The sequence below is a fragment of the Segatella maculosa OT 289 genome, from assembly GCF_000243015.1.
GTDB classification, from domain to species: domain Bacteria; phylum Bacteroidota; class Bacteroidia; order Bacteroidales; family Bacteroidaceae; genus Prevotella; species Prevotella maculosa.
This window is the reverse complement of record NZ_JH594502.1, coordinates 419,081-443,091: the sequence shown is the minus strand read 5'-3', so window position 1 is coordinate 443,091 and position 24,011 is coordinate 419,081. Positions and strand designations below refer to the sequence as shown.

The following is a 24,011-nucleotide window of genomic DNA, read 5'->3' as shown; positions in this document are numbered from 1 at the left end:
TTCTTTATTCGATTTTAACTATTTGATTTAACACTTTAACGGCTCTTAAACGAGTCGTTTCCTTTTTTACACTTGTTAATCTGTAATCCATACGACTATCTAAAAGACACCAATGGCACGAAAAACTAACTATTTTCTACTATTGTGAATAAAAAACTTACTATTTGTTTGCATTTTAATCAAAAACATGTAACTTTGCAACCAAATAAAAAGAACGATATTTACTTAATCAATTAAAAGGAAAAAGATGATGAAAGCAGTAGAAGTTGTTGAAAAGCTGAGAAGCAGATTCCCTAATGAGCCGGAGTATATCCAGGCTGTCAGTCAGGTACTCGCTACCATTGAAGAGGAGTATAACAAGCATCCGGAGTTCGAGAAGAGCAATCTTATCGAGCGTCTTTGCATTCCCGACCGACTCATTGAGTTCCGTGTCACATGGGTAGACGACAAAGGCAACGTGCAAACCAACATGGGCTACCGTATCCAACACAACAATGTTATCGGCCCATATAAAGGCGGACTGCGTTTCCACCGGTCGGTGAATCTTTCTATTTTGAAGTTCCTTGCCTTCGAACAGACCTTCAAGAACTCGCTGACAACGCTCCCCATGGGAGGCGCAAAGGGCGGTTCCGACTTCTCACCCCGTGGAAAAAGCAATGCAGAAGTCATGCGTTTCTGTCAGGCTTTTATGAATGAACTCTACCGACACATCGGCCCTGACGAAGATGTTCCGGCCGGAGACATCGGTGTCGGCGGCCGCGAAGTGGGCTACCTCTTCGGACAATACAAGAAACTGACGCATCAATTCGTGGGGATTCTCACGGGTAAAGGCCAAGAGTTCGGCGGTTCTTTGATTCGTCCCGAGGCCACGGGATACGGCAATGTCTACTTTCTTGAGAACATGCTCAAGACACGTAACATCGACCTGAAAGGCAAAACGGTACTCGTTTCGGGTGCAGGAAACGTGGCACAATACACGATTGAGAAACTGCTTCAGCTGGGTGCGAAGCCGCTTACATGCTCCGACTCCGACGGTTACATCTACGATCCAGACGGAATCGATGAGGAAAAGCTCGCTTACATCATGGAATTGAAGAACGTGGAGCGTGGCCGTATTAGAGAATATGCCGAAAAATACGGTGTGAAATACGTCGAAGGAGCCAAGCCTTGGTTTGAAAAGGCCGACATCGCCACGCCATGTGCCACGCAGAACGAAATCAATGAAGAGGCTGCAAAGGCACTCGTGGCCAACGGAGTGATTGCCGTCACCGAGGGAGCCAACATGCCTACCACGCCCGAAGCAACGAAAGTGTTCCAAGATGCCAAGATTCTTTATTGCCCGGGCAAGGCTTCCAATGCCGGAGGTGTGGCCGTTTCGGGACTCGAAATGAGCCAGAACTCGGAGCGGTTGAAGTGGAGTCGTGAAGAAGTTGACAACAAACTCCGCAATATCATGGACGATATTCATGCCAACTGCGTGAAATACGGCACCGAAGCTGATGGCTATATCAACTATGTGAAGGGGGCTAACGTTGCCGGCTTCCTGAAAGTTGCCAAGGCAATGATGGCGCAGGGCATCGTCTAAGCCCAGTATTCAGCACCCCATCGACAAGCGGATAGAAACCGAAACGGGCTTCTATCCGCTTTCATTTGGCCTGTATTTCAATCTCCCTCCACTCGTCTTGCATACCGAAATAAGGCATACCGGACAGCAAAATCATGGGCGAAGCATGCGGATATGACGGAAAAATAGTGTAAATTTGCAGCACAACAAAACAGTATATCGGCAATCATGAAGAAATCCACATGGCACAAACATCATAAATGGCTGGGCATTGTCCTCGGCTTCTTCTTGTTGATGTTCTGCCTTTCGGGGCTTGTTCTCAACCATCCCACCCTCTTTTCCGCCCTCAACGTGAGCAGGAAGTACCTTCCCGCGAGCTATCAATACCGTCAATGGAACCAAGGTTTGCTCCGAGGAAGCCTCAAATGGCACGACCATATCATGCTTTATGGCAACAACGGAATATGGCTGACGGACAGCACGGCAACGACTTTCAAGGACGACAATCAAGGGTTTCCGTCGGGCACAGACCACAGAAACATTCGAGGCTTGGCCCTATTGCCGGGCAACAGACTGTTCGCCGCGGGCCAATACGGGCTTTATGAACGTACGGGGCAACGCTGGACGCACATCAGTCTGCCCAAAGATGAGGACGAAAAGCTATGCGATATCACCGCTAAAGGCGACTCGTTGATTGTCACAAGCCGCTCGTTCGTCTATCTCGCCACCCCACCCTACCGCCAGTTCCGGCGCATCATGCTGCGCCCGGCAAGCCATTCCGACGGCAAAGTTTCACTCTTTCGCACGGTATGGCTGCTGCATAGCGGTGCGATTTTCGGCACGGTCGGCATCTTGTTCGTCGACTTCATCGCCCTTGTTCTCCTGTTTCTCTGCCTCACGGGCATTGCTTATTGGCTGCTGCCCAGCCGAAACAAGTCTCGATGGAGGCGGTTTCTGTCCGAATGGCACGACAAAATAGGGAAGATAAGCCTTGTCTTCACGCTCTTTCTCTGCCTCACGGGCTGGCTGTTACGCCCTCCCGCGCTGCTTGCCATCGCCTCGGGAAGGGTCCCGCCCCTGCCTTTTTCGACCTTAGACAACCCAAATAGCTGGACCGACCGACTGCGTTCGCTCCGCTATGATGCCGTGAAAGGCGACTGGTTGCTCTACAGTTCCGACGGATTTTACGTGCTTCAGACACTGCAATCTGCCCCGCAATCCGTGCCCGTTCAGCCTCCCGTGAGCGTCATGGGCATCAATGTCGAGACGCAAGATACCAACGGTTATTGGCTAATAGGCTCGTTCAGCGGCATGTATATTTGGGACCGAGCGACCGATATCATTGCCGATTACTACACCCATGCACCCGCCTTGCCAAACAACGGTATGCCTTTCGGAACGCATGCCATAGCAGGTTACACCAATGATTTTGGCGAACACGAACGCATTGCGGACTATAATGACGGCTGTCCCGGCCTGAATATGCCCCCAGAAATGCGAACGTTACCGATGTCGCTGCGCAATGTTTGCCTCGAAATCCACACGGGACGCATCTATACCTTCCTCGGGTCGGGTACCCTACTCTACATTTTCATCATCGGAATGGGCATCATCTGGTGCCTTTGGAGCGGTTGGAAGATACGCCATCAGGCGAGAAAAGCCCCCGAAGAAAGCGAAGGCAACAAGTAGATATTGCAAAAACTTATTGTCCGAAAAACGACTTTCGTTTTTGAAGCAGACTGCCTCTATCCAACCATCAAAACGGAATTACTTTTTTGTTTCAGCTATATTAGTGTGCAATATCAGCCATATTGCACGCTAATCTCAGCCATATTGCACGGTAAAATGGCTGAGATTGGAACGCGAGGTATAAGTCGTTGATTATCAATATCAATGAAACTCTAAACCGTTCGAATGTATGTAGGGACGCACGGCTCGTGCGTCCGCTCACATTATAGTTGACAGCTGACGTGTAAACGGGTGGATAAGTGGAATTGCTGCGCGTCCCTACATCGCCGATTTCACTGATACTCCGCTCGTAATCAAACGCATTTAAAATGGAAAATCGTTGCAGGAGACAAGCCCCCACAACGATAACACTCACCCAAGAAGCGGAAGATGAGGGATTCAAACCCCCGATACGCGGAAAGCGTATACCGGATTTCGAGTCCAGCGCATTCGGTCACTCTGCCAATCTTCCTGAAATGCTTTGCAAAAGTAATGAAAAAAGATGAAAGATACACATGATATGCAAACGGAAAACAGCGATTTAACAGACATTATACATTTGTTATTGGAACGAAAGCTTGTTCAATCGGCTCCTCAACTGGTCGGCTTCGCCCTTTCGAATGCGCAAAGTAATGCTGCATGTATTGTCAAACTGCTGACTGATGATGCGTGCCTGCATCTCTTTCACGACGTGCATCACCTCGTTCATCATTGGATAACTGAAATCAAACGTAACGATTTCTTCCACTTGCCGCAGCTCTATTGTGGCATGTGCAAGGGCATCAGACGCTGCCGTTTTATAAGCAATTATCAGCCCACCTGTGCCTAAATTCACGCCACCATAATAGCGAATGACGACGATAAGGACGTCGGTAAGCCCGCAACTGTTGATTTGTCCCAAGATAGGTTTGCCTGCTGTGGAACTCGGTTCGCCGTCATCATTGGCACGAAATACCGACCGTTCAGGGCCAAGTACGTAGGCATAGCAGCAATGACGGGCATCATAATACTTCTTTCTATAGGAAGCAAGAAGGGTTTTCACCTCGTCTACAGACGTAACATGATGCGCAAAAGCGAGGAATTTACTTCGTTTCTCGCTGTAAAATCCCTCGCCGAAGCCGTGTTCAGAAATGGTTTTATACTGATCTTCCGCCATTATTGCAATTGATGTATGACCAAACCGCTGCGCAGTTTAGGCTCAAACCACGTGGCTTTGGGCGGCATGATCTTCCCACTGTCGGCAATATCCATGATTTGTTGCATGCTGACGGGATAGAGTGCCAATGCCATTCGCATCTCACCGCTGTCTACTCGGCGGCGAAGTTCCTGCAAACCGCGCAGTCCACCCACGAAGTCGATGCGCTTGTCTGACCGCAAATCCTTAATACCGAGCAGTTCATCGAGAATCAATCTGCTGGAGATGTCTACGTCCAAGACGCCGATGGGGTTGCTGTCATCATAGGTTCCGGGCTTCGCTTTCAGGCTGTACCACTGCTTATCTATATAGAGTGAGAACTCATGAAGCTGGCGGGGGCGATAGTCTTCAGCCCCTTTCGGCACCACAGAAAAGTGCTTTTCGAGTGCATGCAGAAACGCTTCTGATGACAATCCGTTGAGGTCTTTCACCACACGGTTGTAATCCAAGATGGTCAACTGGCCGGCCGGGAAGCACACAGCCATGAAGTAATTGTAGGCTTCTGTGCCGGTATGCTGCGGATTTTGCTTGGCTTTCTCTGCCCCTACCAATGCAGCTGCGGCCGAACGGTGGTGCCCGTCGGCAATATAAAGAGCGGGCATACGGGCAAATTCGGCCGTAATTGTTACTATATCCACATCATTACCGATGACCCAAAAGCGATGACGAAAGCCGTCTATCGGCGCAATGAAATCATATTCGGGTGTGGTTTGGGCGTAACGCACAATCAGTTTGTTCAGAACTTCATTGTCGGGATAGGCAAAAAAGACGGGTTCTATATTGGCATTGCAGGCCCTCACGTGCTTCATTCGGTCTTCCTCTTTGTCACGCCGCGTCAGTTCGTGCTTCTTGATAACCCCATTCATGTAATCATCTACGCTTGCTCCGACGACAAGACCGTATTGCGTCTTGCCGTTCATCGTCTGTGCATAGAGGTAATACTGCTCCTTTTCGTCCTGCACGAGCCAGCCGTTGCGTTGGAATTTCACAAAGTTCTCGGTAGCACTTTCATAGACACGAGGGTCGTACTCACTGGTTCCGATGGGGAAATTGATTTCGGGTTTGATGATATGATACAGGCTTTTCTCATTGGTTCCGGCCTCCTCGCGTGCCTCTTCAGAGCTCAACACGTCGTAAGGTCGGCACTCGACCGCCTCGACGAGTGCTTTTGGGGGGCGCAATCCCCTGAAAGGTTTGATTTTCGGCATGATAAAAAATGGGATTAAACAGGCTGAAACAAAAAACTTCCAAGCCGACTGTGACAAGACAGGTGGCTTGGAAGGTTCCGAATAGCCGGTTTTATTTGTTCACTTGATACGTTGTGCAACCGTCGGCAAAGAATGCATTAATCTGCTTGGCTGCCGCAATACCGGCATTGATATTGGCTTCGGCAGTCTGTGCACCCATCTTTTTGGGCGTAGAGAAATAGCGGCCTTCAAACTGTTGGAAGTCAACATCGGCATCGGGTTTAATGTCTGTGATGTATTTCAAATCGGTTCTTTCGGCAAGAAGTTTCAGCAATTCGGGTTCGTTGATAACTTCTTTGCGGGCCGTATTGATAAGAATACCGCCCTTGGGCAGCAGATTCACCGTGCGATAGTCAATGCTCTTGAGGGTCTCAGGCGTTGCCGGAATGTGCAAACTAACAATATCACTGCTCCGGAAAAGCTCGTCCACACTTGCGCAGGCCCGTACACCAGCGGTCTCGATTGCGGCGGTCGGGCAGAAAGCATCATAGGCACAGACTTCCATTCCGAAGCCTTTTGCGATGCGAGCCACGTTGCGTCCGACGTTTCCAAAGGCCAGAATACCGAGGCGTTTCCCCTTTAGTTCACTGCCCGACTTGCCATTATAGAAGTTGCGAACGGCAAACACAAGCAATCCGAATACCAGTTCGGCAACGGCATTCGAGTTTTGTCCCGGTGTGTTTTCCGCCACAACATGATGTGCAGTGGCAGCAGCAAGGTCGATATTATCATAGCCTGCACCGGCACGAACCACGATTTTCAACTGCTTTGCAGCATCAAACACCTCGACATCCACCTTGTCCGAGCGGACAATCAAAGCATCTGCATCCTTAACGGCAGCGAGCAACCGCGCTTTCTCTGTATATTTTTCAAGCAGAACCAACTCGTGTCCCGCAGCTTCCACTTCTTTTTTGATTCCTTCTACAGCCGAGGCAGCAAAAGGTTTCTCTGTAGCGACTAATACTTTCATCGTCATTTCGTCTTTTAATGTTTAGCTTCAAAGTCTTTCATTGCCTGAATGAGCGCCTTCACGCCCTCCATGGTCTGTGCGTTATAGCAGCTTGCACGGAAGCCACCCACGGAGCGATGCCCTTTGATGCCTACTATTCCGCGCTCGGTAGCAAAGTCCAAGAACGGCTTTTCAAGCTCTGCATAGTCCTCGTTCATCACGAAACAGAGGTTCATCACCGAGCGTGAAGCCTCTTCAACCGTACCTTTAAAAAGCTTATTGCGGTCGATTTCGGCATAAAGTGCCGCTGCGCGCTCATGTGCCCGCTTGTCGGCAGCCTCCACACCTCCATTTTTTTTCAGCCAACGCAGGTTCTCCAACATCGAATAAATGGGCACAACGGGAGGCGTATTGAACATAGAACCCTTCTCCACATGCGTACGGTAATCAAGCATCGTGGGAAGTTCGCGCGGTGCTTTGCCCAAGGCATCGTCCTTCACGATGATAACCGTCACGCCAGCCATGGCGAGGTTCTTCTGTGCTCCGGCGTAGATGGCATTGTATTTGGCCACATCTACGGGCCTACTCATAATATCCGAGCTCATGTCGGCAACCAACGGAACTTTCACATCAAAGTCCTTGCGGCACTCGGTACCGTAAATCGTGTTGTTGGTACAAACATGCAGATAGTCGGCATCAGCCGGGACGTTCGCCTCGAAGCCTTTCGGATAGGAAGTATAGCCGCCATCGGCAGACGAAGCCACCTCGACGACCTCGCCGAAGAGCTTGGCCTCTTTCATAGCCTTCTTGGCCCACACGCCCGAATTCACGTAAGCTGCTTTCTTAACAAGGAAGTTGGCGGGTATTTGCATGAACTGCAACGACGCGCCGCCGCCCAAAAAGATGACCGAATAGCCTGCAGGAATATCGAGCAACTCCTTGAACAAGGCCACACACTCATCAACAACGGGCTGAAAGTCCTTGGCGCGATGACTGATTTCCATCAGCGAAAGCCCGCTGCCGTTGAAATCCAATAATTGCTTAGCGGTGTTCTCGATCACCTCGCGAGGGAGCATTGATGGGCCCGCATTAAAGTTATACTTCTTCATTTGGATATTTTTTTTAAGTTGTTTATAGCATCTTGTGTCTGAATTCCACGCTTGCGAATTTACACTTTTATTTTCATATAAACAAATTATTTGTCACGAATTCATTATTTTAAGCATAATTCTTTCATTATGTCAGCACACATGTCCGACACGTCACAGGAAACAAGACCTGCGTCCGGCTCTGTCGGCTCACGACGACAGCCGAAATGAAACATTGAATAAATCTTTACAATATAGCAGAGAATTCAAATTTGCTGCGTATTCTTTTCAAATTCTCTTATAAGACAATTTAAATTCCCTTATAAGACAATTTGAATTCTCTTATAAGCGAATTTTAGCACGCTATATACTACTGATTATCAATAAGTTATAAAAGCGATTTTTTGGCCCTAAATAAACATGAAAATTCTTTACTTTCCTTGGAATTCCATGCGTTCGTCGCTACCTTAGCGCACTTCCTCAACAACAGTCTTGATGCCTTTGAGCTTCTCGCCCTTGGTAAGCGCCAGCACCTGCCCCGCCTTTCGGCGACTCACGGCCACATAGGAATAGCGTTCGTTGACGTCGATGCGCCCGATCTCGTCGGCATGCAGGCCACCTTTTTTGCAAAGGAAACCGACAATATCTCCCTTGCTCACCTTGTCGCGCTTGCCTTTCCCGATATACAGCGTCACGTTCTTCGGCTGTGCCGGCCGAGAAAGTTCGTACGGGATAACAAAGTCTTCGACCTTAGCATCGACATAGGCCGGGATGGCCTCGCTATCGTTCAAGATAAAGAACGCCCGCCCGCTCTTATCCCACCGCGCAGTGCGCCCGACGCGATGGATATAGCCGTCTTCGCTCTCGGGAAGATGATAGTGGACGATATTGTCAATGTCTGGGATATCCAAGCCACGCGACGCTAAATCGGTGCTGACAAGAATGTTTGTGCTGCCATTGGCATACTTATAAAGTGCTGCTTCACGCTGCTTCTGCTCCATACCACCATGATACACGCTCACACCAAAGCCCGCTGCGCTCAGGAATTCCGCTGTCCGCTCCACGGCTTCCCTGTGGTTCAGGAACACAATGCTGCGCTGCTCGCCGAACGAGAGTAACAGCTTTTCCAACGTTTCGAGCTTATCCTTTTGCGGACTTTTCACCTTATATATATATACACGCTCAGGGACTTGCGCCTCAATAGGCAGGAAGTCGAGCCGTCGGAAATGCTTTTCAACGACATGTGCGTCGCCCAACTCTTCGGCAGGAGTGGCAGAAAGGAGCACGCTGCGCACCTCTTTCGGAAGCTTATCCAACAAAGCTTTCATCTCTTCATGGAAGCCCATCTCTAAGCATTTGTCGAACTCATCGAGAATAAGATAGCGAATGCTGCCAGCCAATATATTCGCTTTATAGAGATGATCGTTCAATCTTCCCGGCGTGGCAAAGACAATCTGCGGCTTTACCTCGCGCAGTTTGCGGTGCTCTTCCATCGTGGCTCGCCCACCATAGCAGGCCATTCCGCGCAAACCACTGCCCATGTTCTTCAACACCGTGGCCGACTGCAAGGCTAATTCGCGCCCGGGAACGACGACGACAGCCTGCACTTCATCGGACCGGACGTCCAACAATTCGGTCAAAGGCAGCAGATAAGCCAACGTTTTTCCAGAGCCTGTCGGAGAAAGAATCATCAGGTTTTCCTCACCGTGTAGCATACCTTCGATTACTTTCTGCTGCATTTCGTTGAGCCGGATGCCCAGCTTCGCGATGATGTTTTCTGTTTTCATAGCAACTTGTCTATTTCATCAAACTGCTTACCCATGTTCAGATTGAGGTAAATGGTATAGAGCGGCAGGGCCCATTTCTCCTTTTGTTGCGGGGCTAAAGCGCGGTATTTCTCAAGATAGGGCAAGGCTTTGCGGTAGAAATCCAATATCCGGTTGCGCGCTTTCTGGCTCACCTGCACATTCTTGTCCAGCTCTATAGCCTGATTAAAGAGGGCTAATCCCGCATTCAAATAAATGTCGGGCAAGGTATCGTTGTCAGCTATCAGTGCCTTATTAATGTCTAAACTCTCCTGATAGCGGCCCATTGTGAGCAGCAACGAGCCCTTGGCAAAACGAAATATCCTATTGGTAGAATCCACCTGCAAAGCCCGGTTACAAGTCTCCAATGCCTTTTCGTATGCATTCTCTTGGCCGTAATAGCTTATCAGATGCGGGAAAAAGAAAGGCGATGTAGGGAATTTCTCGAAACCTTCGCGTAGCGTCTGTACATATCTTGCCGTGTCTTTCTCCAGTTTATAGGTCTCAGCCAGATACTGCAGCAGGTAAACTTCGCGGGCAGTGTCTTTCAATGCCAAATAAACATGGCGCAAAGTCAATTGCGGTTGCTGCATCTTGTAACCGCAATACGTGGCCCAATAAGCCGCCTGTGGCATCAGTTTGTCCCACTCGCCATACCGGAAGCGGGCAAACATCGGCTTTGAAGCACAGGCAATATAAGTGTCGAAGAAATCAAAGGCATGCGCAAAGTCTTGCTTTTTCAGAAAGAACACACCGCCGTTGAACAGATTCGGGCGATATTGGTTCAGCACTTCCGCACTATGTTCGCGGTTCTTTAGCCTCACTCTTCCTTTCGTATCGGGAATCATTTCCAGCGAATCAAGCCCCTCGAGCGTTGCAAACATTCGCCTGCCCATAAGGAACAGGGCCGCTGTATCATACTTCTCTTTCAAATAGAGTTTTTCGTTTCCTTGCTCATATTGCTTCTGTTGGGCCTCAAAAAGCAACAGCCACACCTGCTCGTTCTTTCTTGAAACAGAGTCTTTCAGCAGGTCTGCCATCAATACCTCGGCTTTATCCAAGTTCTTTCCGCTTTTGATATAGTCTTTGGCTTGGGCGATAATCTTCTTCTGTCCCATGCCAACGAGTGGAAAACAAATTAAAATATTAATGATAACTCTCTTCATTCCTCTACAATCCTAATACCTTATTCACTTGATCAAGTATCTTCTTCCATTCAATCAACTGCCGGTTCTCATCAAGACCAGCGGTTCTGAGTAACCAATCTCTTGCCTCCTGATACAGCGCTTTTATCCGGTTGGCGTCGCTTTTGGTCAATTTATGCCGGTCGTCCTCCAAGCTGTCACGCAGTTCTTCGGCTTTCGAGACATAACAAATGCCCACATCATAGACCGCCTGCACATAGCTGCTATCAATCGCCACAGCCTCTCTAAAGCACGCTATGGCCTCGTCCCATTCCTTATTCTGCATGCTGATTTCGCCTTTCAAGGCCCATGCACGCTTGTTGTCGGGCCGTTTCTTGATTTCTTCTGCAGCAAATTCGGCCAGCTGCGTCCTATCTTTCAACCCCGAAAAATAGTCTATCAACATTTTGAAATACACGTCGTTGGTGGGTGCCATATCGTGTAGCTCAACCAAAGCCGTGATATATCTTGCGGAATCCTGCTGCGATTCGAGATGCGTCTTCATGCAATTGATTTTTATTTCAGCCGCGTCTTTAGCATAATTGGAGTCTTTCAAGGCCACATCGGCATAGCGTTCCGCTTCTGCAAAATCCTCTTTTCCATAGGAAAGTAGGCTGACATAATAGGCCACCAGCCCCATATTATCGTCTTTCCCTTGGAAAAGAGGCCACTCGACACAGTCCAAATAGAGTTTGAAAATCTCCATCGCCTCTTCATTTTTCCTTCGGCTGTATTCATACATTCCCGCATCTACCAACACAGAGAGGTAAGGTGAGAGCCTTTTCCCATTCATCATGCGATAGCGGGGACTGCTCTTTCCCTTCTTATCGGGTTTGGAATCGAAATAATCGCATATCACTGCGTCTTTCATCAACTGCACAACACCTTTATAATAAGCCGCAGTATCCTGCTTGACAGCAGAGAGTTCCTGTAATAATCCATCGATTTCAGCGTTCATCGTCTTGGCTGTGCGCCTTGCATTCTGCCCCACACACCGTGGAGAAAACAGTATGCAAAGTAACGAAAAGGATAAGATGACACAACGCTTCATAAGGAAAAATAAAGAAAAAGGACAGCATGCAGCCAAAGACTGCATGCTATCCCTTATAAAAGATATTACTTCGTCAACGCTTCCATCTCCTTGGTACGGCTGTCAGCAGCACCATAGAGACTGTAGTACACGGCATAAAGCGGATAGCTCCAATTTGCTTTCTCACGATTGGGATCGAGACTGCGGGCCTGCTCAAGGAATCCCTCGCTCTCTTTATACAGCTTCTGCTGCTCGTCCTTGTTGCCGTTGATAGCCCCAGCCTGTGCATTGAGACAGAAACCAAGGTAGGTCAAGACGATAACATTCTTACCATCCTTCGCTACGGACTTCTTAAAACAGTCCACGGCCTCCTTAGGTTTGTTCTCATTCATGTAGATCTGACCTTTCAAAGCCCATGCCAAAGCATTCGTGGGATCAGCAGCCAACTTATCGTTCAGCATTTTGTCTTGCTCCGAAATCATCTTCAGACTGCCGTACATCGTAACCAATGTGGAGAAAATCTGGTCGTTATTGGTATTCTTTGCATAGAGGTCTTTCAGCTTATTCACATACTGCACGGAGTCTTCCTTGGTCTTCAGACCCTGCTGCATGATGTAGAGTTTGAGGTTCAATGCATCTTTGTAAACCGCAGTGTCCTGCAGGGCAACGTCCACATACTTGTTGGCAAGTTCCATATTATTTGCTTGGAAAGCATAAACACCAGCAACACGGGCCACCTCTCCAAGGTAGGTATCGGGGTTCTTACCTTTGTCAACGCTGTTGAACAATGGATTTTTTGCACTTTCCACATACATCCCAAAGAACTTCAAGGCTTCAGTTTGATTGTTATGCTGGGCAGCAGTCTGACCGGCATTAATCAAATTAGGACGCAAACCGTAAAGACGAGTGGCGTTGTTGCTCTCATATTTAGGTTTTACTTTACCTTTCTCGTTCGGCTTCTGGTCATATTCGTTGCAAAGGAACGCATTGCTGATGGCATCATAGATAGCTTTGTTGAAACCCAACGTGTCATAAGGTACTTCCTTACCCTGCCCGAACTGCTTGGCCATTTGGTTGGAAGTAATCGTTCCCTGCTCCCTCGATACCTTTTCCATGGCGAGGTCTACAAGTTTGTTGTAGGCTTTGGCCTTCTCTGCATCATTGGCAAGCTGATCCAAATTGGCTTTTATCAAGTCTTGGGCCTCGGCATATGTCTTAGCCTTCAGAATGGCCTTCAAAGGCTCACTGTCACCGGCAAAAGCAGCAGATGTACTGAGTAGCATCACGGCTGCAAGCATTAACTTTTTCATTTTCTGTTATGTATTAAAAGGTTTGTTATTCTGTTTCATTGTCTTCTGGGTCTGCGAGCGGTACGTCTTCAGCCACATTGCTGCCTTCACCCTGGGCGTCTCTCTTGATTTCTTCAGACTTATTGGCCCATTGTGCACGACTTTCCTCTTCAACGGTAGCCTCCAACTCCGAACTCATCACCTTGCAAACGCTGGCAATGGCGTCGTTCTTCTTGGCCAGATTGATGAGGCGCACACCTTGGGTGGCACGTCCCATGACACGAACATCGGCAACTGCCAAGCGAATGACCACGCCGCTCTTGTTGATAATCATCAAATCGTTCTCATCGGTCACGTTCTTGATGCTCACCAGTCGACCGGTCTTGTCGGTGATAGCCAGCGTCTTGACACCCTTACCGCCGCGGTTCGTAATGCGATAGTCCTCAACCTGACTGCGTTTTCCGTAGCCCTGCTCGCTCACAACCATTACGGTTTCGACCCCGGCATCGTTGACCGTGATCATACCCACGACCTCATCGTCGCCTCCATCAAGCCGCATTCCGCGCACACCTGTAGCTGTTCGGCCCATTGTTCGAATGGTATTCTCGTCGAATCTCACGGCTCTTCCGTTGCGATTTGCCATGATCAACTCGTTCTTTCCATTGGTCAAGCGAACGTCTACCACCTCATCTTCGTCTGCAATGTTTATTGCAATTACACCGTTGGCACGCGGACGACTGTAGGCTTCGAGGCTGGTTTTCTTCACCGTTCCGTGCTTGGTTGCGAAGATAACATAGTGACTGTTGTTGAAAGTTTCATCGTTCAATGTCGTCAATCTCAGTATAGCATTGATGGCATCATCGCTCTCTATGTTGAGCATATTCTGAATGGCACGCCCCTTACTGTTGCGATCTCCCTCCGGAATCTCATAGCATTTGAGCCAATAGCAACGCCCTTTCTTCGTGAAGAAGAGCATCGTCTGGTGCATGGTTGCAGGATAGATGAACTCCGTAAAGTCCTGTTCGCGGTGACGGGCTGCCTTAGCTCCCACCCCACCACGGGCCTGTTCGCGGAACTCGCTCAGCGGTGTTCGCTTGATATATCCCATGTGGCTCACCGTAATCACAACCGGATCGTTGGGATAGAAGTCCTCGGGATTGAACTCTTCGCTTGAATATTTGATTTCAGTTCGGCGTACATCGCCATACTTTTCCTTTACTTCATTCAGCTCATCCTTCATCACTTTCTTGCAAAGTTCAGGGTCATCGAGTATCTGTTGGAAGTAAGCTATTTGGCGTTCCAGCTCTTCATACTCAGCATGGAGCTGGTCCATACGCAGGCCGGTCAGCTGACTCAGGCGCATATCGACAATGGCCTTGCTCTGCAATTCGTCAAGTTTGAAACGCGTTTCCAAGTTGCGCTGGGCCTCAACCGGGGTCTTACTGCCACGAATAATATGCACAACTTCGTCGATATTGTCGCAAGCAATAATCAAACCTTCAAGAATATGGGCACGCTCCTGCGCCTTTTTCAAGTCATATTTCGTGCGGCGAATGGTCACGTCATGCCTGTGCTCCACGAAATACTTCACACATTCTTTCAGGCTCAACAGGCGTGGACGACCCTTCACAAGGGCAATACAATTCACCGAGAACGAGCTTTGCAGGGCCGTCATCTTGAAGAGTTTGTTCAGAATGACATTGGCATTGGCATCGCGTTTCACGTCGATGACGATGCGCATTCCTTGCCGTCCCGACTCATCATTGGCGTTACTGATACCGTCGATCTTGCCTTCTTTCACGAGTTCAGCGATATATTCGATCAGCATCTGCTTGTTGACGCCATACGGAATCTCCGTTACGACAATCTTATCGTGGCTCTCTCCGCTTTCAATCTCAGCCTTGGCACGCATCACGATGCGTCCTCTTCCCGTCTCATATGCCTGACGTACGCCTTGTATACCATATATATATGCACCCGTAGGGAAGTCGGGAGCCTTGATATACTGCATCAAATCGTCGAGCGCAATGTCAGGGTTATCGATATAAGCACAGCAACCATCGATCACTTCACACAGGTTATGTGTCGGTATGTTCGTTGCCATTCCCACGGCAATACCGTTACCTCCGTTCACCAACAAGTTGGGAATCTTCGTCGGCATGACGCTCGGCTCGACCAAAGTGTCGTCGAAGTTGTTGGCCATATCTACGGTTTCCTTCTCCAAATCGTCCATTACGTGCTCGCCCATCTTGCTGAGTCGGCACTCTGTATAACGCATGGCGGCCGGCGAATCGCCGTCGATGGAACCGAAGTTTCCCTGCCCGTCAACCAACGTATAGCGCATATTCCAGTCCTGTCCCATGCGGACAAGCGCACCATAAACCGAGGAATCGCCATGAGGATGATACTTACCGAGCACCTCACCCACGACGCGGGCACACTTCTTATAGGGTTTATCACTGGTATTACCGATGCCTAACATTCCATAAAGAATGCGACGGTGCACCGGTTTGAACCCATCACGAACATCAGGAAGCGCACGTGCCACGATAACCGACATGGAATAGTCGATATACGAAGACTTCATTTCTTCCTCAATGTTAATCTTTAAGATTCTGTCATTGTCAATTGTCTGATTTTCGTCCATTGATATTCTTGATAATGATTTATTTTGTTCAACCACAGAAAAGCTGTGAAGCAAAACCGTCCCAAAGGCCGTTTATTTTCGTTCTAAGCCATTTTCCATCGTTTTTCAAGGGTGCTAATTTACTACTTTTTTTTGATATAAAAGCCGTTACGAGCCTTAAAATCGCCAAATTTAGATTTATTTGTATTTGTAGAGACACGCAGTTCGTGCGCCTGCTCAAGCCCTATACAATCAATATATCGTGTACACACATTTTTAAAAGGCCGGAATAAGCGGACAAACGAGCCACTTATTTCTACGAAGAAGAAAGGAGTCATAATTCCATTTTGTTAATTTTATATCACAAAAAAGCACGTCTTTGAAGACTGGCAAATAGAAAATGAAAAACAACGAAAATGAAATTTACGAACAAAACCAAGGCAGTTTTCCCACCATCCAAGTCAGAATGCATTGTAAAACGACCGATCTGGCACGCAGAATGCCTCATTTTGCAACGTAGAATGGCCCAAATTGCATGACAAAACAGCAGAAACAAGCCACTTGAAAAGCGTAACTCACCCACTTTTGGTGCACAAGCCACTCACTATTAAAAGGCAAAATGCAAAGGAAACTCCATCAGAAAACGCAACCATCTCATGGCCAACAACTTACAGAACAACCCATAAAACGCGCGAATTCGCAGAAATCACTCCCCCATTTTACTACACGCAAAATACAAAGCTCTTTTTGTAAGATTTATTCCGAAGCAATAAGCATCGACAGGAAACCTATTTTCGACAACAAGTAGCATGCCGATGCGGAACAAGAAGCGGCATATCACTTACAAATAAAGAGCCGGGCAGCTGCATAGCACACCCGACTCTTCTGCTAACGTACAAGGTAAAAATACGAATCCTTTACGGACAAGGCACTTCCTTGAGCCATTCTATCTTACCATCTCCGCCTTTCACGGCCGTATGTCCATGTCCGGTATAGTCTTTACAACGATCTGACGCATCATCCAACTTCCAATAACCTTCCAATCCCTTACTGTTTACTTCCACAAAGCAACGATGCAAGGGGTTACGCAACTCTGCCGCGGTCAATGCTCTCGTCCAAAAACGCGCCTCACTGACTGAACCTTTCAGGAAAAAACCGTCTTGCACGCCCGGTGCAGCACCGATATAGAAATTCTTTGTAAAGGAAACTTTCTTTTTATACTCAGCTTCTGCAAACAAGATACCATCGATATAGAGTAACAGTTTATTGTTCGAAAAGACCCCTGCGACATGATACCACTCGTTCTTTGCCAGCGTGAAGCCCAACTTACCCGCGTAAACACTCCACTGTTTTACACCGAACATGAATACAGGAACATTGCCGGCTCCGCCTACACGGTCGGGAGTTCCGTCAACAAAGAGCCACGCGCTCTTCTCAATCCCCTCGCTTTCGGGGAATCCAATGATGCCCATGAGGTTCCCACCATAGTATTTCGGGAACTCCCACATGCTCACACGCGCCTCTATTGTAAATGCATCAAGGTTCTGGAACCTGCTGACATCATTGTCTTTGAAGTTCACTTTGAAATAATTTTCGCCGTTAAACTTAGGCACGTTCATCAATAATGTCCTGTTGATAACAACATAAAGCACGTCGCTTCCCGGCAAAGCAGGATAGCTTTTGGTGTTGCTCACCAAACGAATCGGCAAAAGATAGTTCACTCCTTTTTTCAAAGCGTTGATGTCTTTCACTACTAATTTGACCGCTTCTGAGCGATAATTACCATTCTTAATCTTGACATGGCTGTTCGAAAGCACACAAGCACCATCGGGCAACGACTGATAATCTTCACCATGCGCACTGTTATAGCTTGCGACCAAGCCTTTTTCGATAAGCAATTGTCCCTCAATATCCGACTTGGCTATCAATGCACTCGAGATTGTAATGCCCAAAGCATCGTCTGTTTTCTTGGCCGAGAAGTTCGTTATCGGGGTCTTTTCGGCTGCCGTTATATAAATGGAGTCCACGGAGACATCTTCGTTGCAGGCCGACAACACACCCATGCAGACGAGGAGCAATGCTATTGTTTGATTAAATATTGTTTTCATCTTTGTCAAAGTAAAATATTATTTATATTTCCCAGCTCTTATTTCTTCTTTCCACCGGCCGGATTCATAATCTGAATGGCCTGCCGTGCATAGAAATAATTATTAGGTGGAACGGGCTTATTCAGATGATTGCCTTCTGCATAGGCAAATTGTAGCACATAGGCTCCGCAACCTGCCGTACCTCTATCTACGGAAAAATGTGCCATTCCCCATAAGCTGGGAATCTCCTTGCCCTTATATTGATAACTCACACCACCGTGTCCGAAGGCATTACCTACCTGACTGGTCCATTCACAAAAGATTCTTTTCTCGTTAGGAAAGCCCTTACCGTAATCTTGAGACTTCCCATCTAATCTGTAATTTAAGGAATACTCGCTACCGGCATTATAGGCTTGCCCAATAAAATAGTCGAAACGATCGGCATAATCTTTATCAAGCCATTGCCCATCCACTACTAATAGTTTATGTTTACCATTGATTTGATAGGCTTTATCGCATTTCGGGCCCATGTATTTACTCATTACGTCAATGAACGTACGCATCATCTCCGTTGTGTAGGCGTCTCCTCCGAACCAAGGTTCATAGTCTAAGTCGAAACCGTCCAATCCCCAAGCGTAAATTGAGTCAACCAAGTTCTTGGCATACACTTTCATCGAATCCAAATTATTGGTCCCATCGCCGGAAGTGCTGAAATAGTGCTCCGGCCACATGGTAAGTAGCACCTTTGTCCCCCGATGTTCCTGCAAGAACTTCACGTCGCTTCTGTTTTGTTCGTTGTTAACGTATCCCGTAAAGAAAGAAACAATGTCAAGACTATCGGGAATACCTCTCAAACGCGTTTGCATTGAGGGCGTTGCCGGGCTGTAATTCATCCATGCAAAGAAAATCTTATGGTCTGAATTCTTGTATTTTATCAAGTCTGCTTCCTGTTGTGGGGTCAAAGAATGGAATTGGGTCTGAGGTAATGAAACCGATTCGGGTTCGGTCCAATCACTACAACCAACAACAATCCCAACAACCAACAAGCAGAATACTGCTATAAAATAAATCCTTTTCATCTCAGTATCTTTTATTATATTAATATTCATAAGGCTTATTTGCCCTCTTGTCCCACCATAGTTTGGTCCCTCCATTATCTGCTCCTTTCAACATTTGAAGTGCTTTCGGGTACAATTGAGGATAATCCAATTTGATATTGTTGGGATAAGGGAGTCTTGCAATTTGCTTTTGCGTATTGATATGTCCACCACTATAATTGATACTATTGGGTATTACTTGCGGACAGCCGGTCCGACGGAATTCACTCCAAGCCTCTTGTCCATCAGGATATAAAGCCAACCACTTTTGGGTAATGATCTTTTCAAGTAAAGCATCTTCATCACCATCGGCATCTTCCCAACTGACAGAGACCTGCCCTGCTGCGTCATAACTGTATTCTGCGTTCTTCACATCAACATAAGGCTTTGGCATTGAAGTTCCCTGTATGTATTCAGTTGCATCACCTGCTTTAGCATTATTGGCACCAATAGGTTGTGCAAACGCCGTGCGTATCCCCTCTTCATAGAGTGATTGAGCACTCTTTCCACCTACATCCCACTTCCGAAGAGCCGCTTCGGCACATAAGAAGTAAACTTCAGCAGCCGTCATCAACTGAATGGGAGTACTAGCCGACACATTTAACAAAGAGAACACCTTGTATTCATTACCCTCGAAAGCAATTCCGTTTCTTACTCCATTGTAATCGGTTCCTCCGGAAACCTCGGATGGCAAGAACCACAGCCTCATTCTGGGGTCTTTATAACCTTTCAAATAAGACTCCATCGTGGCACCTAATCGTGTATCATTATAGGTATGACTGATCATATAGAGTGGATTTACGGTAGAAGAACCGTTCACTTGAATCAAAGCATTATCTTCGTTGGCTGTAAAAACACCGGCCTTGATAGCCTCTTCGGCCTTAGCTTTGGCTTTTTCAGGGTTGGCATAGACAATACGGATAGCAAGACGCAGCTTTAACGAATGGGCAAACTTGATCCATTTGCTAAAGTCGCCAGCATACACCTTGTCATAAGCTACCAATGGCTTTGCTCCCGGATTGTCTTTTATGTACTGGTTCAAGATTGTAACAGCCTCATCAAGTTCATTGAAAAAGATATTGTAAATCTCTTCCTGCGATGTAAAAGGCACATCTGAGGCTGGAATGAAATCCTTATAAGGAATAGGACCATACATATCGGTAATCCGATGCATTCCATAAACCTTTAATATCTGCCCAACAGCAAAGGAAACAGGACTTATATCTTTTTTCTTAAACAGATTATACCAAGGGTTCATGTAGTTTTGGTACGCCACAGTATAAGCTGCTGTACACCAATCAGGAGTCATATTGTAGGTGGTATTGTTACGTCCGTTGTTTTCAAACATGTTTGAAGCACCTTGTTGGCCTGAATAAATGTCTCCTGCAAGGCTGTACATCTTTTGATAATTGTTTACATCCACATTTTGATCCTTTACAATACAAGGAAACATTTGATATTGCATTTGTGTAATCAACGAGCCAAGACCCAGATTATCATACCCTAACTCTTCTTGAGTGGCAGCATTAGGATCTGTATTTGTGTCAAAGAAACTATCTGTACAGGAAGTAAGTAAAGAGAGAGAAAGTGCTAAAAAGATAGATCCTTTCCGCTTGAGACATATATTTTGAATTGAATTTCTCACTATATTATTCATCATATTACGTATTTTAAAAGGTTATAATGAAAATCTCACATTGAATCCAAAGCTTCTAAGGCTCGGCATCAAGAAGTAATCAATCCCTTGATAATAAGTTCCAACAGAAGAGGTAAGCTGCGGATCAAACGGAGCCTTATTGTAAATCATCCACAGGTTACGTGCTGTCAATGATAATGTAAGGTCTTTGACGATATTGTGGAATAGAGGCTTACTGAATTTATAAGACAAAGCGGCTTCTCTTAAACGGATATTCGTGGCACTATAAACATAGTTTGAAAGCACACCTGAGCCACCTCCTACTTGCTTATAATAGGTTTCTGCATCCATTAATACCCCGTTTACATAGACTCCTCCACGGTCTCTTGCCTTCGCACTCTGCTTAGATGCCCCAAAAGAATCAAGGATTGCCTGTGTTGAAGAAACGACTTTACCTCCTATTCGAGCATCAAAAAGGAACGAAAGCGTGAAGTTCTTATACTTTAACGTGTTGTTAAAGCCCATACAGAAGTCAGGATTGGTATTTCCCGCATGAATTAAATTCTCATTATCCGTTAACATCTGTTGCGTATTAGGGTTAACATACGTATAACCATTCCCATCTTTCACGAAAGAATTCACATAAATGTCTCCAATGGAGCCGCCCTCATTGATATAATTACGGAAAGAAGAGAGACCACCCATATCAAAATGATTGATGTTCATTAGCTTTCCAGTAAGAGGATTAGGGATATTGCGCACCAATTCAACGATTTTATTCTTATTATAAGTAAAAGTAAGCATCGGAGAATAATTAAATTCGCCAAAAGAAAGGTCTGCATCCAAAGAAGCTTCTATTCCATAATTGTTTACTTTTCCTGCATTCACGTAGAAGTATCTGTATCCGCTATTCTCAGGTGCCCTGAATTTAAAGAGCTGGTCAAAGGTATTGGCGTTATAATAAGTGATGTCAAAGCCAATCTTGTTGTTAAGGAAGCGTGAATTCAATCCAATTTCAAACGATTTCGTTCTTTCGAACTTCAAATTGTTTATAGGTAGATCGGGATTGATACTCACTCCACCACCCGGACTAATTGGATAAGAAGGTATTGTGATACCCGCCAGATACAAAGGAACGTTACCAACAGTGGCATATGAGAGGCGAAGTTTGGAGAAAGTAAGAATACTCTTAGGCACTTTCACGAATTCTGTAATAATAAATGAAAGCCCTACAGAAGGATAAAAGAAACTTTTACTTTTGGTGTTTGCCAAAAGAGAAGTCCATTCGTTGCGTCCTGTAAAATCCAAAAAGATTTTCCGACGCCAATCCACAGAAGCACTGGCAAACAATGCCTGCGACTTCATGGCTTTTCCTTCTTGGTATTGAGGCTCGGGGGTTAAGTTGTTCAGACTAAACTTATTGGGGACTGTAGCCAGAGGTGCACCGAATTCCAATTTATTTGAATTGGCCGTATAGTTGAAACTCATATTCTTAAAACTTCCACCGACATTCACAACAAAACCCCAGTCTGCAATATTCTTTTGGAAACTGGCTATAATATCGCCATAATCTTGCACACTTTTGTCTGTTGCCAAAAGGTAAGAACCCTTGTTTGAGCCTGAAGTCAGCAATGCCAATGTTGAAGCATGATTTTTAATTTCATTTGTCTTCGTATTCCGATCCGTCCTAAAACGAGCGGTAATGTTCAGCCAATTGGTGAAAACATACTTTAAACTTCCTCCTAAAATAATTCGTTCATCATGATTGGTATTAAAGTTTCGATTGGTAATCCAATAGGGGTTCTGTAAACTTCTCTTTTGATCGCCATACGGCCAAAACTGAGTTGCGAAACCTCTGTTAGGGTCATAGCGTTCGTATGACTTATATTTATTGAAATTATCACCGCGTGGGAATAGATAAAGGGGAACGATAGGGTTATAATATTCACCTTGCGACAACATATTCTGAGCTTTCTTATCTACATACATGAACATCGCACCTAAAGTAAGCTTGTTCGTTATGTTGTATTGTCCGTTATATGAAACATTATAACGGTCCATTTTATTATTATGAATGATACCCCGGGCATTATAAGTTGCTAAAGAAATATAACTCTTGTTCTGTTGATTACCGAATTGTAGCCCCAAACTGTTAGAGTAACTTACCCCTGTATTGAAGAAATCTGACACATTATATCCAGCAGGTTCTTTCAATTTAGGTCCCCAACTGGCAAACTCTCCCGTTCGGCTGCCGTATGTGTTTTGTAATTCAGGTAAGACAAAGGGACGATATAAATCAGAATAATGGGAAAAAGAGATGCGAGGCTTCCCATCTTTCAGTCCGCCTTGCTTAGAAGTAAGCATAACAACGCCATTGGCAGCCTGACCACCATACAATGCAGCCGCAGAAGGACCGGTTAACACCGTGACTTCAGCAATGTCTTCCATGTTAATGCTCGAGATTCCATCGCCTTCGTCCACACCACCATATCGTCCATTCGAGCTTGATGCACGTTTTGGGAACAAATCCGGCAGGGGAATACCATCAAGCACATACAAAGCATTGTTGTTTCCATCAGGATTAACAGACTTGTCACCACGCATCACCACCTTGGTTGAGCCTCCAATGCCCGAAGCCCCCTGACTAACGGTAACACCTGCAATCTTTCCGGACAACGCATTGGGCACACTTGCCTCTTTCACTGCCAGCAATTGGCTCGCGTTCAGCTTCTGTACGTTATAGCTCAAGGCCTTATCTGCACGCTTGATACCCAAAGCCGTGACAACTACTTCATTCAGGTTCTTGCCCTTTTCCCTCATTTTCACGTCAATGGTACTATGATTACTTGCCGTAACCGTATGATTGGAGTAGCCTATATACGTGAATTCCAAGACCGATTTCTCATTGTCCACTACAATTGAATAGCAACCGTTGATATCCGTGATGGCTGCTTTTCCCGTCACTTTTTCACGAACACTGACGCCAATAAGAGGCTCGCCCTGTTCATCGGTCACCTTTCCCGACACCGTGCGCGGCCCCTTCTGCGGACGCTCCTCTTTCACTTTCTCTTGCTTCGTCTTATTATAAGTAAGGTAAATCACGTTACCCGAGATACGATAACTCAAGCCCGTGTCTCTGAAAAGCTTGTCGAGCAGCGTATTGATAGACACATCTTTCACGCTGGTTGCATTGACCGTGATCCCTTTCAGTGCGTCGTTATAAAAGAAACGATAGCCCGATTGAGAGGTTATCTTCTCCAAAACGACTTCCAACTTCGCACGGCCTGAAGTCAAATTCAACTGCGCATATCCCCCTTGGAAGGAAAAACAAAGGAAACATGCAAGCAGAATCACCCGACAATGAACAGGAATTCTTTCATTCTTTTTTTTCATGTTAGATTTTGTAAAATTAGACATAGACTCCACCGCAAGGGCGGAATGTTCTTAGTTATTATTCATATAGACAACAACCAAGGCCATAAGACT

15 protein-coding genes and 1 tRNA gene are annotated in these 24,011 nt (G+C 46.4%); 2 read left to right on the top strand and 14 right to left on the bottom strand.

Annotated features, from left to right (window positions below; all coding sequences use genetic code 11):
- Window positions 1–250 precede the first annotated feature (250 nt).
- Complete coding sequence (locus tag HMPREF9944_RS05980; protein WP_008565162.1) at window positions 251–1,585, top strand: NADP-specific glutamate dehydrogenase; 1,335 nt, start codon at window positions 251–253, stop codon at window positions 1,583–1,585.
- A 207-nt stretch (window positions 1,586–1,792) separates the two neighbouring features.
- A complete protein-coding gene (locus tag HMPREF9944_RS05975) occupies window positions 1,793–3,253 on the top strand; it encodes a PepSY-associated TM helix domain-containing protein (RefSeq protein ID WP_008565161.1) in 1,461 nt (486 codons plus the stop codon).
- Window positions 3,254–3,676: 423 nt separating this feature from the next.
- Here HMPREF9944_RS05975 and HMPREF9944_RS05970 read toward each other — a convergent pair.
- From HMPREF9944_RS05970 to HMPREF9944_RS05900, 14 genes are all read right to left on the bottom strand, one after another.
- Window positions 3,677–3,764 (bottom strand) — tRNA-Ser (locus HMPREF9944_RS05970).
- Window positions 3,765–3,854: 90 nt separating this feature from the next.
- On the bottom strand, window positions 3,855–4,448 hold the full coding sequence (locus HMPREF9944_RS05965) for an IMPACT family protein (RefSeq protein ID WP_008565160.1): 594 nt from the start codon (window positions 4,446–4,448) through the stop codon (window positions 3,855–3,857).
- Complete coding sequence (locus tag HMPREF9944_RS05960) at window positions 4,448–5,695, bottom strand: DUF1015 domain-containing protein (protein ID WP_008565159.1); 1,248 nt, start codon at window positions 5,693–5,695, stop codon at window positions 4,448–4,450. Before HMPREF9944_RS05960 ends, HMPREF9944_RS05965 begins: the two co-directional genes overlap by 1 nt.
- Before the next feature lie 91 nt (window positions 5,696–5,786).
- On the bottom strand, window positions 5,787–6,704 hold the full coding sequence (locus HMPREF9944_RS05955) for an NAD(P)-dependent oxidoreductase (protein WP_008565158.1): 918 nt from the start codon (window positions 6,702–6,704) through the stop codon (window positions 5,787–5,789).
- Between the two features lie 14 nt (window positions 6,705–6,718).
- A complete protein-coding gene (serC, locus tag HMPREF9944_RS05950; protein ID WP_008565157.1) occupies window positions 6,719–7,792 on the bottom strand; it encodes a 3-phosphoserine/phosphohydroxythreonine transaminase in 1,074 nt (357 codons plus the stop codon).
- 446 nt (window positions 7,793–8,238) lie between these two features.
- Window positions 8,239–9,558, bottom strand: coding sequence for a DEAD/DEAH box helicase (locus tag HMPREF9944_RS05945; RefSeq protein WP_008565156.1), 1,320 nt, complete (start codon window positions 9,556–9,558; stop codon window positions 8,239–8,241).
- On the bottom strand, window positions 9,555–10,742 hold the full coding sequence (locus HMPREF9944_RS05940; RefSeq protein ID WP_008565155.1) for a tetratricopeptide repeat protein: 1,188 nt from the start codon (window positions 10,740–10,742) through the stop codon (window positions 9,555–9,557). The genes HMPREF9944_RS05945 and HMPREF9944_RS05940 overlap by 4 nt, the downstream gene beginning before the upstream one ends.
- Window positions 10,743–10,746: 4 nt before the next feature.
- On the bottom strand, window positions 10,747–11,811 hold the full coding sequence (locus tag HMPREF9944_RS05935) for a tetratricopeptide repeat protein (RefSeq protein WP_044113407.1): 1,065 nt from the start codon (window positions 11,809–11,811) through the stop codon (window positions 10,747–10,749).
- Window positions 11,812–11,876: 65 nt separating this feature from the next.
- On the bottom strand, window positions 11,877–13,100 hold the full coding sequence (locus HMPREF9944_RS05930) for a tetratricopeptide repeat protein (protein WP_036887784.1): 1,224 nt from the start codon (window positions 13,098–13,100) through the stop codon (window positions 11,877–11,879).
- 25 nt (window positions 13,101–13,125) lie between these two features.
- Window positions 13,126–15,726, bottom strand: coding sequence for a DNA gyrase subunit A (gene gyrA, locus HMPREF9944_RS05925; protein ID WP_008565151.1), 2,601 nt, complete (start codon window positions 15,724–15,726; stop codon window positions 13,126–13,128).
- Between the two features lie 896 nt (window positions 15,727–16,622).
- A complete protein-coding gene (locus HMPREF9944_RS05915; RefSeq protein ID WP_008565146.1) occupies window positions 16,623–17,813 on the bottom strand; it encodes a DUF1735 and LamG domain-containing protein in 1,191 nt (396 codons plus the stop codon).
- Between the two features lie 38 nt (window positions 17,814–17,851).
- Complete coding sequence (locus HMPREF9944_RS05910) at window positions 17,852–18,871, bottom strand: glycoside hydrolase family 18 (RefSeq protein ID WP_008565144.1); 1,020 nt, start codon at window positions 18,869–18,871, stop codon at window positions 17,852–17,854.
- A gap of 19 nt (window positions 18,872–18,890) precedes the next feature.
- Window positions 18,891–20,549, bottom strand: coding sequence for a SusD/RagB family nutrient-binding outer membrane lipoprotein (locus HMPREF9944_RS05905; protein WP_244861121.1), 1,659 nt, complete (start codon window positions 20,547–20,549; stop codon window positions 18,891–18,893).
- Window positions 20,550–20,567: 18 nt separating this feature from the next.
- Window positions 20,568–23,918 carry a SusC/RagA family TonB-linked outer membrane protein gene (locus HMPREF9944_RS05900; RefSeq protein ID WP_008565142.1) on the bottom strand — a complete coding sequence of 1,117 codons (3,351 nt, stop codon included), beginning with the start codon at window positions 23,916–23,918 and terminating at the stop codon, window positions 20,568–20,570.
- Between the last annotated feature and the right edge of the window lie 93 nt (window positions 23,919–24,011).